Genomic DNA, 13737 nt, shown 5'->3' with positions numbered 1-13737 from the left:
CATGCTTTAGAAATTTCAGTAACGAACTGTTCTCTTTATGGCGTGTGCTAGGTAATTGCTTTAACCATTTATAATACCCAGCCGGCGACACAGATAACCAACTGCACAACTTCTTCACTGTGCGTTTAGCGTCTGTGACCTTGTGGATATATTCGAACCTTATTCTTTTAGGCTGTCGAAGTAGACCTTCGCCTTTTTTAAAACGTCATTCTCCAACTGAGCATCTTCGAGTTGCTTCTCAAGCTTACGAATTTGGCGTTCTAAATCTGCGTATGATTTGTCAGGGCCTTGGTTCTTTAGTGGCTTTGCCGTTTTCTTTTTCGAGGTCATGTGACTTCTCCAACTTGATAGCATGTCAGGATGAATACCGTACTTATTAGCGACCATCTTAACTGTATCTGTGGTGTCTAACGACTCTTGAACGACTTTTATTTTAAATTCGAGGGAATATCTACGCTGTGACTTTACTTTCATGATTACTGACTCCAAAAAGGTGTCTACTTTTATGGAGTCAGATCAATCTTCCCTGTAGTTTTTCTCTTGTACAAGAACTTATTATTCTTATTCACGCGAAATAAATTTCACGCCTACGGTACTAACTTTACTCTTTCACCTTGCTAACTCGCTAACTGACTACCTTATATGTTTTATCTGATAGCTGACGGCTGAAAGCTGATAGCTCCTGTGTGTTGGGTTTCGCTCTACTCTAACCAACCTACGAGCTAATGAGTCAAGCACTGTGGGTCGTCATTTATAGCGACACATAATCGTTTAATTGACGGGCTAAAGCCCGACCTACGACTTACCCGTTATTTAAGAAATACCGCGCGAAATAAATTTCACGCCTACGGCACCGGGTTTAGCCATAGCAATGTGCTGGCACAATCTAACTTTACTCTTTCCCCTTTCTAACTCGCTAACTTTTTTGTTCTGAAAGCTGATTGCTCCTGTGCGTTGGGTTTCACTTCACTCTACCCAACACACATGTTTTCAACCTATCGAACCCTACTTAAACCATCCCTGAAAGCGCTCCATTAGTAGGTAATTAACTGGCACTAATAGCAAGGTGATAAGCGTTGCGAAGATAATCCCAAATCCAAGGCTTACCGCCATTGGAATAAGGAATTGTGCTTGCGTTGCTTTTTCAAATAACAGCGGCATTAAACCAATAAAGGTGGTTAAACTGGTTAGCATTACTGGGCGAAAGCGTGCCGCACCGGCGAGCTTAACGGTTTCAAGTAAATCACCGCCCTCTTCACGCTTCTTATTAATAAAATCAACCAGTACCAATGAGTCATTCACTACAACGCCTATCAAGGCTAGCATGCCAAGTAGGCTCATAATGGTTAACTCCATGCCCATTACCCAGTGACCCATTACCGCACCTATCATACCAAACGGAATAACACTCATCACAATTAATGGCTGCATATATGATTTAAACGGTATCGCTAATAACGCATAAATAATAAAGAATACAAACACCAGGCCCCAAGCGAGTGAACCAAATGATTCACGCTGCTCTTTGGCTTCACCTTCGAGCGAGTAATCAACACCAGGGTATTGCACCATTAGCTCATCTAAGTAAGTTTTTAAGTCTGCTTGCAGTACTGTCATATTGGTATTTGATTTTTCAACATCAGCTGTCACATTCAACGTGCGATAGCGATCAATACGATAAATCGACGAAGGGCTTTGCCCCGGTACTAAGGTCGCCACATGCGACAATGGTACTGTGCCACCCGTTGGGGTTTTAATTAAAATATCTGTTAAATCAGCAACTGAGCGGCGCTCTTCAATTGGTAAACGCACCATTACACGCACATCATCGCGGCCACGTTGAATACGTTGAACTTGCGCACCAAAGAACGAATTACGCACTTGTTGCGATACATCAACACGGTTTAAACCAAGTGCCAAACCTTGCTCTGTTAGCTCAATTTGCAGCTCGTCTTTACCATCTGACATGCTATCGGCAATTTCGTAAACAGTTGGGTAAGTAGCTAAACGCTCTTTTACCTTTTCTGCTACAGCTTCAAGGGTGTCGATTGAACTGCCGCTTAGCTGCACATCAATAGGGTCTGAACTGCGACCAAACTCAGCACGGAAAGTTACACTCTCTGCGCCCGGTATAATACCGATAAGGTCACGCCATTCACTGGCAAGCTCTCGAGAGCCAATATCTGATTCACGTTTTTCGGCTGGTGTGATTTCAAAGCGCACACTACCTGTATTTGATGAACCACCACGGCCACCTGTGGTTGCCAAAATATTTAAAATCACGCTTTGACCATCTTCATCGCGATACTTGTCTTGTAGCTCTTTGGCCTTATCTGACATATCGATGATGTATTTGTTGGTCACTTCAAACGGTGTTCCTGCAGGGAATGTTAGCTCTGCGCGAACGGTTTCACTTGGAATACGCGGGAAGAATATAAACTTTGTCCAACCGCTGGTGATCAGGGTCAAAATGATAAAGAAAATACCTACGAACAAGCTGACCGTTGCTAATTTATTCTTTAGCGCAACATTTAGTAGCGGCTGATAGTACTTCATAATGGCGTGTTCAAAGCCATCGGCAAAACGCTGCTGAAACTGCTGCAGTTTTGACGGATTACTTTTTTCACTTCGTAGTTTTAAGTACTTTAAGTGAGCCGGCAGAACAAATTTTGACTCTATTAAAGAGAACAGTAATACCGGAATAACGACAACAGGAATTTGCGCAAATAAGGCACCACGGTTACCTTCGATAAAGGCTAATGGTAAAAATGCTGCAACCGTTGTAAGTACACCAAAGGTAACGGGTGTCGCAACTTCTTGCGTACCACGAATAGCAGCTTGCTCACCACTTTCGGCTGTTTTTAGGTGGGTGTAGACATTTTCACCGGTCACAATGGCATCATCAACAACAATACCAAGTACCAAAATAAAACCAAATAAACTCATTACATTAAGCGTAATACCAAAAATTGGCATCGCTAAAAACGCGCCCATGAATGACACAGGGATACCAATAAACACCCAAAACGCAATGGCAGGACGCAAGAACAAGGTAAGTAATGCAAGAACTAAAATGCCACCCTGAATAGCATTGGTTGTTAGCGTCGCAATACGGCTTTTCACGATTTCAGAGTCGTCATCCCAAAAGCTTAACTCAAACCCTTCAGGCAGCTGACTTTGATGCTCGGTAATGTAATTTTTTACCGCATCTGCAACTTCAATCGCACTTTGCGGACCAATACGATACACATCAATAAATGCCGCTTGCTTACCATTGAAGCGAGTACGGACTGGGGTTTCTTCGAAGTCATCGGTAATACGGGCAATATCACCTAGGCGAATAATGGTACCATCAGCTTGGTACTTCACCACAACTTGGGCAAACTCATCTTTACGATAGGCTTGGCCTTTTGAACGAATGAGTACATCTCCCCCTTCGGTTTTTAAGTTACCAGCAGAAACATCGGTACTTGAATTACTAATTGCTGAAGAAATGTCCGATAAGCGTAAATCATATTGGCGTAATGTATCTTGGCTTACTTCAATGGCAATTTCGTAATCTCGCACCCCACTTAGCTCTACCTGAGTGATTTCTGGCAAGCGTAATAAGTCATCACGTACATGTTCGGCATATTCTAAAGTTTCTTTTTCGCCGTATTCACTCGACACAGTAACCGCTATTACTTCACGAGTGCGCTGCGCGAGGGCTACAACTGGTTTTTCGGCATCAACCGGAAAAGTATTAATGGCATCAACCCGGCTTTTTATATCGGCTAATAGCTCCCGTGGGTCATAGCCGGTATCGACTTCAATTGATACCGAGGCAGAGCCTTCTGATGAGCGGCTAGTTATGCGCTTTACGCCTTCGAGATCTTGCACCGCTTCTTCAATACGGATAGCGACACCTTTTTCAACATCTTCAGGTGTCGAGCCACGTAGGGTCACGCTAACACTAATGCGGTCTGCTTCAAATGACGGGAACACTTCAAGTGGTATTTGCGTCGATACGCTAAATAGCCCCGCTAATAAAATGCTGATCAGCAATAAGTTTGCTGCAACATGATTCTTTGTAAACCAAGCTATCATTATTGCGCTCCTTGCTTACGAGCAGCGCGGCGTTGTTCAATTAATTTTTCAACTGTAATACCTTGCTCTTTTGCTTGCTTTTCAAGCTCTTCACGGCTTGGACGCTGTGCTTTACCACGCGTAGCTTGATACGCTTCGCTTCCCATTACCGTCACTTGGGTACCTGAGCTAACTTGACCAAGCGGCGTAATCACTAAGTGATCTCCTGCTGATAAGCCTTCGGCAACCATAGCTTGAGTCGCGTTTTGCCAAGCCAGTGAGATGTTTTTGCGACGCAACACACCTTGCTCTTCAACATAAACATAGGTGCCTTGGTAAATTGCACTGTTTGGGATCACTATGGCATTTTCAACCGCCTTGCCAGTAATTTGCGCTTTGATGTACTGACCAATTTTAATTGGATATTGATTAGCTGAAGTGGCTTTGTAAGGGTCATTAATTTGTGCAACCACATAAAGCTGCTGCGCGCTTTCATCAATGGCACCTTCGGTGCGAATAACTTGACCTTGCCATTGCTGTTTACCAACAAGATCTGAGCTAAATTTAACGAGTGAACCGGCACTATTTTTAGCACCATCACGAAATTGTTCTGGTAAGTTAATGAACGGCAGATCTTTATTTTTGATTGGTAAGCGAATTTCAACACGATCAATGGCATAAATACTGGCAAGTTCCATGTTATTACTCACCACCTGACCTAAGTCTACGCTGCGGCTTAAAACTCGCCCCGCGTATGGAGCAGTGATTTTTGTACGCTCTAAATCAAGTTTCGCTTTTTCAAGCGTCGCTTGGGCAGACAATACACTTGCTTCGGCAGCTGCAAGTTGTGGCTTACGCAGTACCAGGCTACTTGCTTGTTCACCCTTTCCTAAGCGCTCCCAATCGGTAATTGCTTGACGACCACGAGCTTGCTCTTCAAGTAGACTTTGCTCAGCGGTTAATAAAGCTGCTTGTGCTGATTTTACTTCGGCGCGGTGATCTCTATCATCTAATTGCAACAACACATCGCCTTTTTCGAAAAAGCCACCTTCACGAAATTGCTCACTAATTTCGATAATTTGCCCTGAAGCCTGCGCGACCAGCATACTTTGCGTACGTGGCTTTACGGTGCCAAAACTATCAATCATCACCTGATAGGTTTCTGGTGTCAGGGTCTTAACTGCCACATTTACTTTTGCTTTTGGCGGTGAAGAAAAGCGGTTTGCTTGAGGCGGGTTGCCTTTAATAAACATGACAAGCAGTACCGTCACAACGATCACTACCAATGGAATTAAAATTTTACGTGTCTTGCTATTCATGATTATTGCTCTGCTACTTCGCTGTTTGCTTCACTAAAATCACCACCAAGGGCAATATGTAAGTTGATTCTGTTGATAATTAATTGGTTTTTAAGTTCGATTACCGAACTTTGCGCATTGAACGAACGGTCTTGTGCATCGAGTACCGTGGTGTAGGTAACTAAACCACTTTGATATTGTTCAAACGCTAATGCCTCTGCGGTAATGGCATTTTCTTGCGCTTCTAAGGTTTTTTCGTAGCGTACTTTAAGCGCTTGCTCTTGGCTGATGGCTGTTTCAACATCGTTAAAGGCATCGTAAAGTGTGGCAAGATAAGCCTGCTCTTGGCGCTTAACGTTTAACCTTGCTTGTTCTTCATTGGCTTTTAAGCGACCACCTTCAAAAATTGGCATCGAAATACTACCAATCAACGACCACGCTAAGCTTGAAGGCGAAAATAAGTCGCTCACTCTATCTGTGCTATCACTCATTGATGCAGAAAGATTCAAGCTCGGAAAACGCTGTTTATGCGCATAAGCAAGCCCAGCATCGGTGCTAAGTAATTGATACCAGCTTGCCATTAACTCAGGTTTGCGAGTGATAAGCTCTGAAGGTAAACCAAGTGGAATGGCACTGTCGAGTAGAGGTAAATCTGCACTAACGCTTAACGCGCCAGTTGGGTATTGGCCTGTTAAACGCTCTAAATCACGAATTGATTTAGTTAACGTTGCTTGCTGTGCGGCAATGTTTGAGCGCTCAGTATTTAGCTCATTCCGAGCAAGATAAACATCAAGCGCTTCATTTAAACCTTGACGATAACCTGACTCAATAATATCTAAATTTTTTTCTGCGTTTTGCTCACGCTGCTTGTATAGTTCAAGTAATTTGTGATTCGTAATAACATCAAACCAACCCGCTACCACATCAGCAACTAACTGTTGTTTGCTTTGCTCAAATGTGGCTTTTTCAGCTAGGTATTCAAGATTTGCTTGTCGTTCTGAGGCTGATAATTTACCCCATAAATCAACTTCGTAGCTTAATTCTAATGATGCTGAGCTGGCGTTGTTATAACTAACAGGGCGGTTATCTTTACTACGGCTCGCACGTGTTGATAAATCAAGGCTTGGCCATAAATCAGCCCCAGCAGCAATAAGCTGCTGCTCTTTAATCGCGACATCATAGCCCGCTTGTAAAATCGCTTGGTTATGGGCTAATGCTTGCTCAACTAAAGTAAAAACTTGAGGGTCGTGTAATTGCTGCAACCAGTTATCTTCAACAGCAAGCGCTTTGTCGCTAGAAGGGAGTTGCTGCCATGCACTTGGTACTGTCTCAAGCTCAGCAACTCGTTCATTGTGAGTCGGCTGGCTCGCACATGCACTTAGCAAAATTACACTTAAGGCCAATAAACTCGGCTTATATTGCCAATTCATTCTAAAAACCTGAAAAACATCTATTTATGAGTGTAATTCAAGCACCACGTTAAGTTTTGCTCAACTGACTTTACATAACATTACACTGCCTGACATTTGACGACGATGAATGGTAGGAAAATGGAGGTAAGTTGCAAACTATCAGCTATCAGCTATCAGCTATCAGCTATCAGCTATCAGCTATCAGCTATCAGCTATCAGCTATCAGCTATCAGCTATCAGCTATCAGCTATCAGCTATCGATAATCTTCCATGTAGTTTTTCTTTTATACAAGTACTTATTATTCTTATTCGCGCGAAATAAATTTCACGCCTACGGCACCGGGTTTAGCCATAGTAATGTGCGGGCACAATCTAACTTTACTCTTTCCCCTTTCTAACTCGCTAACTTTTCAATCTGATAGCTGACGGCTGAAAGCTGATAGCTCTTTAAATTTCACGCCTACGGGAAGTAAAATCGTGCTTTGGAGGGGGTAAAACAAAAAAGCCTCGCGATTGCGAGGCTTTAAATTAATGGTGCCCAGAGGCGGAATCGAACCACCGACACGAGGATTTTCAATCCTCTGCTCTACCGACTGAGCTATCTGGGCAATATTTAGTTTTTTATGCAGAATATCCACAAGGATTTTCAATGCAATTCCCGATGGCTCTACCGACTGAGCTATCTGGGCATAACAAAAAGCTAGATGCTTGATGTTTAAATAAATGGTGCCGACTATCCGAGTTGAACGGATGACCTACTGATTACAAGTCAGTTGCTCTACCAACTGAGCTAAGTCGGCACACTGAATTTGTGTGCTATGCACTTAATCACGTTGTGATTATAAATAATGGTGCCCAGAGGCGGAATCGAACCACCGACACGAGGATTTTCAATCCTCTGCTCTACCGACTGAGCTATCTGGGCAATATTTAGTTTTATGCAGAATATCCATAAGGATTTTCAATGCAATTCCCGATGGCTCTACCGAGTGAGCTATCTGGGCAAAAAAATTAGCTAAATGCTAACTATTAAAATAAATGGTGCCGACTATCCGAGTTGAACGGATGACCTACTGATTACAAGTCAGTTGCTCTACCAACTGAGCTAAGTCGGCACACTAAAATTGTGTGCGTTGTGCACTATAATCACTTTAAAAGAGATTATCAAATAATGGTGCCAAGAGGCGGAATCGAACCACCGACACGAGGATTTTCAATCCTCTGCTCTACCGACTGAGCTATCTGGGCAAAATTTAGTTTTATGCAGAAAATCAACAAGGATTTTCAATGCAATTCCCAATGGCTCTACCGAGTGAGCTATCTGGGCATTTTAAACTTTCGTTTAAAAATAAATGGTGCCGACTATCCGAGTTGAACGGATGACCTACTGATTACAAGTCAGTTGCTCTACCAACTGAGCTAAGTCGGCACACTAAATCTGTGTGCTTGGCACGATATTGATGTTTAAATCATAAGTTAAACACCAATATACTAAATAATGGTGCCCAGAGGCGGAATCGAACCACCGACACGAGGATTTTCAATCCTCTGCTCTACCGACTGAGCTATCTGGGCGTGCGGCGTATTAAACGGGTTTTGCCTTCTCAAGTCAACTTTTTTTTGAGGATTCTAACTGTTTGCACAGTTTTCAATCAAGATTGCTGTTTTCAATAGTTTTTAGCTTATTTAACCAACAACTTTTATGCTTTTAAATTGACTCTCATCATAAAAGAGTTACCTCTGTTAAAAACGTGATGAATTTTTCTTCACAGATGGTAGGATTGTCTAAATATCAAGGAAATGTACCTAGCTGTAAAATTGTTGGATAAGAACCATGCCAAGTAAATCGAATTCACCTGTAAAAGGCTTACTACCGCTTTTTATAATTACGAATCTCGTCATCACCCTGTTAGCGGTCGTTGCTTTTTCGTTTTATCCAACTAATGATGAAGCACCAGTAAAAGAGTTGCAGCCAAATTTAACGGCCATTCAAGTTTCAAATCAATTGCGTGCCCCTCTTGTTAGTGCTTTAACAATGCCAGGGCAAGATAAAGTAAAAGAAGTACTGGATTTAAGCTTACTTCTTAATACTGGCTTTGATTACTATTTATATAGATACGAGTTTAACGGTGATGTTTCTTTAGTTTATGCAAACAACAAAGAGCTTATTCAACCCACTAAAGTCAATCAACAACTAGCTGAAAAAACACTAATACATACTGTTCTTGAATTTAATGACCAGCCTGTTGGCGAGTTAATTGTGAAACAACACCCTATTGAGCAGCCTATTACACAATCTTCTGTGCTTTCAATCGGTCTTGCTGGCTTAACGCTTCTAGCTTTAATTATATTATCTGTTGCGCTGAGTATTTTTATCAATAAGCGTTTTAGTAAAAGCAGTTCATCGTTAAATAAAGAGCTAAAAGCTATTACTGATAATGCGGACTACCAAGGGCAAGTAACTGAAACCCTTGACTTTGGCCTAGACTCTGTCGCAAAGCATGTAAATCAATTACTTAAAAAAGTTGAATCAGCAATTACCGAGAACAAAGCAGCACAAGCTGATTTACAAAAATTACAAAACAGCCTAGAGACAGAGGTACAAAATCGTACTCTCGCTCTTGAGCAAGCAACTCTAAAAGCTGAACAAGCAAACGAAACTAAAACCACTTTCTTGGCTACCATGAGCCATGAGATTCGCACACCAATGAACGGTGTTATTGGCACAATTGATTTACTTCGCCAAACAGAGCTTGATGGGGCGCAACATAGACTAAGTACAATTATTCGTGATTCTGCATTTTCGTTATTAGGGATATTAGATGACATTCTCGATTTCTCGAAAATCGAAGCGGGTAAATTAAATATCGATAACATTCCTTTTTCAGTATCTGACACGATTGAAGAAGTTGCCCGTGTTTTATCATCGGTTGCCAAAAAGCGTGACCTTGAGCTAGAGCTCGCTATTGCGCCCGATATCCCAACAAACCTAATTGGCGACACGGTACGAGTTCGCCAAGTACTTTACAATCTATGTAGTAATGCAATTAAGTTCACTAGCACAGACGACAAGCAAAAAGGTCATGTAAAAATTTCGGTGGAGGTTGCACAAAACACCACTGATCACTACACATTACGCTTTAGTGTATTAGATAACGGTAAAGGGATGACGCAAGCGCAGCTTCGCGAAATATTTAATCCATTTATTCAAGCTGAAGGGTCAATAACCCGCGAATACGGTGGCACAGGGTTAGGTTTATCGATTTGTAAAAGCTTAACCGAACTAATGTTGGGTACAATTTCTGTAACCAGTGACTTAGGTATTGGCAGTGAGTTTGTCGTTGAATTACCTTTTAGTACGCAAGGTAAAGTTGATTATGCTCACAAACAAGTCATGAAAGATCAAAGAGTTGTTGTGGTCTCTAATCATGACGGTCGAAAAAAATTACTGACACGTTATTTATCATTTATGGGGGCAACACCAGTTATCGCCCAAAACAATGAGCAAATTGAAGTTGAGCAGGACCGAAAAGAGCTGATTTGGATCCTTGATGGGATCGAAACCATGGAAGATATTAACTATATCTTACGTCGCTTACTTTACACTTTAGAAGATAATAATCAGCAAGTTATCGTCTTAAGTAGATTAGATGAAGCTGCCGTAAATCATAAGAATATTTTTTATCTAAATGCAGTACCATTATGTAAGTCAAACTTTATGATGTCACTTCTCGTGGCAGCTGGATTACATAAGCCTAAACAAATTTCTTCTACCAAATCATTTAACGACTACCTAAGTGTTGATAAGGCTCGTGAAGAAAACAAGTTAGTGCTTCTTGTTGAAGATAACGTGCTAAATCAGCAAGTGCTGACCGATCAGCTACATCTACTAGGCTATGGTGTTGAAATGGCTGAAAATGGTAAGAAAGGTTTAGAAGCATGGCGTGAAGGTAAGCACTCTATTATTTTAACTGATTTACACATGCCAAAAATGTCTGGTTACGATATGGTAGAAAAAATACGCCATGAAGCATCGCAACTTGAAGATATCAACGCCCAGCCTTATGTAATTGCTATAACAGCTAATGCGCTTAAAGGTGAAAAAGAGCGTTGTTTAAGCATAGGCATGAACGATTACATTACAAAACCTGTTGAGCTAAATGTGCTTGAAGGAACACTTCATAAATGTGCTTATAAAGCAAACCCAGAAGCTGCAAAATTGGAAAGTAAAAAACTTACAACACCAATTGATATGGATGTGCTAGGTAAATATGTCAATGATGAAGCGAAGAAGCTACGTTTCTTTAAGATGTATTTAGAACAGAGTAATCAACTCAGTAAAGAGGTAAACGCTGGGGTTATAGAATATGATTTAGATAAAATTATTACTTCTTGCCATCAGCTAAAGTCAATTTCGAAAACCATAGGAGCAATGAAGGTTGCTGAGCTTGCCGCTGGATTTGAACAAACCTGCAAAGAAGGCGAGCCTACAAGCGACGAATTAATTGCACTTAGAGATAGTTTCGAAATTGAATACTCTAAGGTGGCTCAGTTCTTAAAAGAACAAATTAACAAAGCCGAACAAGAAGCTGAATAATACAGATCAAAAAGGGCCATTACGGCCCTTTTTACTTTTGATTATGCGCTTATTTTTCTGGTGGACGGTAGCCTTCTATTTCTACGTCTTTACCTTCAAATAAGAAACCCACCATTTGCTCTTCTAAAAAAGCACGGTGCTCTGGGTCCATCATGTTCAGGTGTTTTTCGTTGATCAGCATTGTTTGCTTGTGTTGCCATTGGCCCCACGCTTCTTTACTGATGTTGTTGAAAATCTTTTCACCAAGCTCACCTGGGTATAGTTGGAAGCCTAAGCCTTCAGCTTCTTTTTGTAACTTTTGACAAAATACTGTACGTGCCATAATTGCTCTCTACTCTTATTGCGTGATGCTATTGTAATCTATTGCGCTTAATTGTTTAACCAGCTTTTTCGTTGGTGCAGCAAGACCAACCTCAACAGACTCATCAAGCGGATACCAAACCAGTTGTCGTTCATTAATGAGATCTGGAATGCTCGGCAAGGTTAAAACATGTGGATTGATGGTTAGCTCAAAATGCGAAAATACATGGGTAAAGGCTTCAAGTGCCTGCGTATTGCTTGATAGACCATGCTGAGCTAAAAATGATTCGAGCTCAGCTTGCTCGCTAAACTCAAAAAAGCCAAATAAACCACCCCATATTCCTGAGCTTGGGCGCTTTTCCATAAGCACTTTATTGTCGCAGGCTAGAATGAGCTGATGGCATGACTTTTTCGGTACAGCTTTCTTAGGCTTTGAATGCGGGAACTCTTTTACTTTACCTTCTTTAAAAGCAAGGCACTTACTATTCAAAGGACAAGGCTCACAATCAAACTTACTACGTGAACAAAGGCTTGCACCTAAATCCATCATTGCCTGATTAAACTCAGTAACCGACTCTTTAGGCGTTAATTGCGATGATAATGACCAAAGTTGATTTTCGACCTTTTTCACTCCGTACCAGCCTTCAACCATAAAAAAGCGTGCTAGCACTCGTTTAACATTGCCATCTAAAATTGGATGATGTTGACCAAGCGATAAAGACAAGATAGCCCCTGCCGTTGAACGACCAATACCCGGCAAGTCCATAACTTCTTCAAGCGTAGTTGGAAACTCACCTTGGTAGTTATCACGGACTATTTTTGCAGTTTTATGTAAGTTACGCGCTCGGGCGTAGTAGCCAAGGCCAGTCCAATGGTGTAACACCTGATCTTCATCGGCATTAGCAAGCGCAATAATGTCAGGAAAGCTTTGCATAAACTTTTCAAAGTATGGAATAACAGTCACCACTTGAGTCTGCTGTAGCATGACCTCAGAGATCCATACCTTATAAGGGGTTTTATTTAACTGCCAAGGGAGAGTTTTACGGCCGTGAAGGTGGTACCAGTCAACCACTTGGTTTGCAAACCAAGTTGACTCCTTATTGCTTAAATTCAAAATAACATCTTTACTTGCTGAAGCTCATTGCGGCCAAGTCTATTGCAGTTGGTTAGGCCAAGCAAGTCGAACTGCCCCTACTTTACCTAAATAGCTAGCATATGGCTGCAATATTAATCTCATAAGATAAACAAGCCCAGACTATTGTACTCAAGGCGCAGGTCAGGGATAATACGCACCCTTTTTCTATCGTCAGTATTTTTATCAGGCCAAAATATATGAGTGACTCAAGTAACCCAAACCTCGAGCAAGCAAAGCAAGAGGGTAAATACATCCGCACGATTCGTAGTTTCGTAAAGCGCGAAGGTCGCCTCACAAAAGGCCAAGCGGCAGCCATCGAGAAGTGTTGGCCAACGATGGGCCTTGAGCATAAAAATGGCATGCTAAACCTAAAAGAAGTGTTTGGTAACGATAACGATGTGGTACTAGAAATCGGTTTTGGTATGGGTAAATCGCTAGTCGAAATGGCTAAAAACGCACCAGAGCTTAACTTCATCGGTATTGAAGTTCACCGCCCAGGTGTAGGTGCCTGTTTAATGGATGCCGACGAAGCAGGTGTAACAAACTTACGCGTATTCGAACACGATGCAGTTGAAGTTCTAGCTGATTGTATTGCCGATGAAAGCTTATCTAAGCTGCAATTATTCTTCCCTGATCCATGGCATAAAAAACGTCACCATAAGCGTCGTATCGTACAACCAGAGTTTGCACAAAAGTTACGTAGCAAATTAAAAATTGGCGGTGTTTTCCATATGGCGACTGACTGGGAAAATTATGCTGAGCATATGCTTGAAGTAATGCAAGTTGCTGAAGGTTACAAAAACCAATCAGAAACTAACGATTACGTTCCTCGCCCAGATTCACGTCCACTGACAAAATTTGAGCAGCGCGGTCACCGTTTAGGTCACGGCGTATGGGATCTAATGTTTGAGCGTACTAAGTAACAAAAGG

General features: G+C 41.7%; 9 protein-coding genes, 7 tRNA genes and 1 pseudogene. 3 read left to right on the top strand and 14 right to left on the bottom strand.

Features of this window, described 5'->3' with window-relative positions; genetic code table 11:
- The 5 genes and pseudogenes from L1266_RS22485 to L1266_RS06605 all read right to left on the bottom strand — a co-directional run.
- Nucleotides 1-118 (bottom strand): annotated as a pseudogene (locus L1266_RS22485) (IS3 family transposase); the annotation flags it as partial.
- 41 nt (nt 119-159) lie between these two features.
- A complete protein-coding gene (locus tag L1266_RS06620; RefSeq protein ID WP_194442986.1) occupies nt 160-474 on the bottom strand; it encodes a transposase in 315 nt (104 codons plus the stop codon).
- A gap of 531 nt (nt 475-1005) precedes the next feature.
- A complete protein-coding gene (locus L1266_RS06615; RefSeq protein WP_187490259.1) occupies nt 1006-4086 on the bottom strand; it encodes an efflux RND transporter permease subunit in 3081 nt (1026 codons plus the stop codon).
- A complete protein-coding gene (locus L1266_RS06610) occupies nt 4086-5384 on the bottom strand; it encodes an efflux RND transporter periplasmic adaptor subunit (RefSeq protein WP_235377128.1) in 1299 nt (432 codons plus the stop codon). The genes L1266_RS06615 and L1266_RS06610 overlap by 1 nt, the downstream gene beginning before the upstream one ends.
- Nucleotides 5385-5386: 2 nt before the next feature.
- Nucleotides 5387-6793, bottom strand: coding sequence for an efflux transporter outer membrane subunit (locus L1266_RS06605; protein WP_235377127.1), 1407 nt, complete (start codon nt 6791-6793; stop codon nt 5387-5389).
- 120 nt (nt 6794-6913) lie between these two features.
- Between L1266_RS06605 and L1266_RS22245 the strand changes: the two genes are divergently transcribed.
- Entirely contained in the window at nt 6914-7039 is a 126-nt protein-coding gene (locus tag L1266_RS22245) for a hypothetical protein (RefSeq protein ID WP_268842717.1), read from the top strand.
- Nucleotides 7040-7307: 268 nt separating this feature from the next.
- Here L1266_RS22245 and L1266_RS06600 read toward each other — a convergent pair.
- The 7 genes from L1266_RS06600 to L1266_RS06570 all read right to left on the bottom strand — a co-directional run bounded on the left by L1266_RS06600 (nt 7308) and on the right by L1266_RS06570 (nt 8350).
- Nucleotides 7308-7383, bottom strand: a tRNA-Phe gene (locus tag L1266_RS06600).
- 116 nt (nt 7384-7499) lie between these two features.
- Nucleotides 7500-7575: transfer RNA gene (locus L1266_RS06595), tRNA-Thr, on the bottom strand.
- Nucleotides 7576-7624: 49 nt separating this feature from the next.
- Nucleotides 7625-7700, bottom strand: a tRNA-Phe gene (locus L1266_RS06590).
- Nucleotides 7701-7814: 114 nt separating this feature from the next.
- Nucleotides 7815-7890 (bottom strand) — tRNA-Thr (locus L1266_RS06585).
- A 57-nt stretch (nt 7891-7947) separates the two neighbouring features.
- A tRNA-Phe gene (locus tag L1266_RS06580) sits at nt 7948-8023 on the bottom strand.
- A 105-nt stretch (nt 8024-8128) separates the two neighbouring features.
- Nucleotides 8129-8204: transfer RNA gene (locus L1266_RS06575), tRNA-Thr, on the bottom strand.
- Between the two features lie 70 nt (nt 8205-8274).
- Nucleotides 8275-8350 (bottom strand) — tRNA-Phe (locus L1266_RS06570).
- Between the two features lie 259 nt (nt 8351-8609).
- Here L1266_RS06570 and L1266_RS06565 point away from each other — a divergent pair.
- Nucleotides 8610-11372 carry an ATP-binding protein gene (locus tag L1266_RS06565; RefSeq protein ID WP_235377126.1) on the top strand — a complete coding sequence of 921 codons (2763 nt, stop codon included), beginning with the start codon at nt 8610-8612 and terminating at the stop codon, nt 11370-11372.
- A gap of 49 nt (nt 11373-11421) precedes the next feature.
- Here L1266_RS06565 and L1266_RS06560 read toward each other — a convergent pair whose 3' ends face one another.
- Together L1266_RS06560 and mutY are read right to left on the bottom strand one after the other, a co-directional pair.
- Nucleotides 11422-11694, bottom strand: a complete 273-nt coding sequence (locus tag L1266_RS06560) for an oxidative damage protection protein (RefSeq protein WP_036970432.1) — start codon at nt 11692-11694, stop codon at nt 11422-11424.
- 15 nt (nt 11695-11709) lie between these two features.
- A complete protein-coding gene (gene mutY, locus L1266_RS06555; RefSeq protein WP_268841514.1) occupies nt 11710-12786 on the bottom strand; it encodes an A/G-specific adenine glycosylase in 1077 nt (358 codons plus the stop codon).
- A 218-nt stretch (nt 12787-13004) separates the two neighbouring features.
- On the opposite strand from mutY, the gene trmB reads away from it, so the two are divergent.
- Nucleotides 13005-13730 carry a tRNA (guanosine(46)-N7)-methyltransferase TrmB gene (trmB, locus tag L1266_RS06550; RefSeq protein WP_054551299.1) on the top strand — a complete coding sequence of 242 codons (726 nt, stop codon included), beginning with the start codon at nt 13005-13007 and terminating at the stop codon, nt 13728-13730.
- Nucleotides 13731-13737 lie beyond the last annotated feature (7 nt).

Source organism: Pseudoalteromonas sp. Cn5-37, assembly GCF_021532495.1.
Taxonomy (GTDB): Bacteria; Pseudomonadota; Gammaproteobacteria; order Enterobacterales; family Alteromonadaceae; genus Pseudoalteromonas; species Pseudoalteromonas simplex.
Note: the sequence above shows the minus strand (reverse complement) of the source record. Positions and strands in the feature narration are given on the sequence as shown.

Excerpts from the sequence above, each read along its gene's own strand:
- L1266_RS22245 (WP_268842717.1), top strand. The coding sequence starts at position 6,914 with ATGGAGGTAAGTTGCAAACTATCAGCTATCAGCTATCAGCTATCAGCT.
- L1266_RS06620 (WP_194442986.1), bottom strand. The coding sequence starts at position 474 with ATGAAAGTAAAGTCACAGCGTAGATATTCCCTCGAATTTAAAATAAAA.
- L1266_RS06565 (WP_235377126.1), top strand. The coding sequence starts at position 8,610 with ATGCCAAGTAAATCGAATTCACCTGTAAAAGGCTTACTACCGCTTTTT.
- L1266_RS06560 (WP_036970432.1), bottom strand. The coding sequence starts at position 11,694 with ATGGCACGTACAGTATTTTGTCAAAAGTTACAAAAAGAAGCTGAAGGC.
- L1266_RS06610 (WP_235377128.1), bottom strand. The coding sequence starts at position 5,384 with ATGAATAGCAAGACACGTAAAATTTTAATTCCATTGGTAGTGATCGTT.
- L1266_RS06615 (WP_187490259.1), bottom strand. The coding sequence starts at position 4,086 with ATGATAGCTTGGTTTACAAAGAATCATGTTGCAGCAAACTTATTGCTG.
- L1266_RS06605 (WP_235377127.1), bottom strand. The coding sequence starts at position 6,793 with ATGAATTGGCAATATAAGCCGAGTTTATTGGCCTTAAGTGTAATTTTG.
- trmB (WP_054551299.1), top strand. The coding sequence starts at position 13,005 with ATGAGTGACTCAAGTAACCCAAACCTCGAGCAAGCAAAGCAAGAGGGT.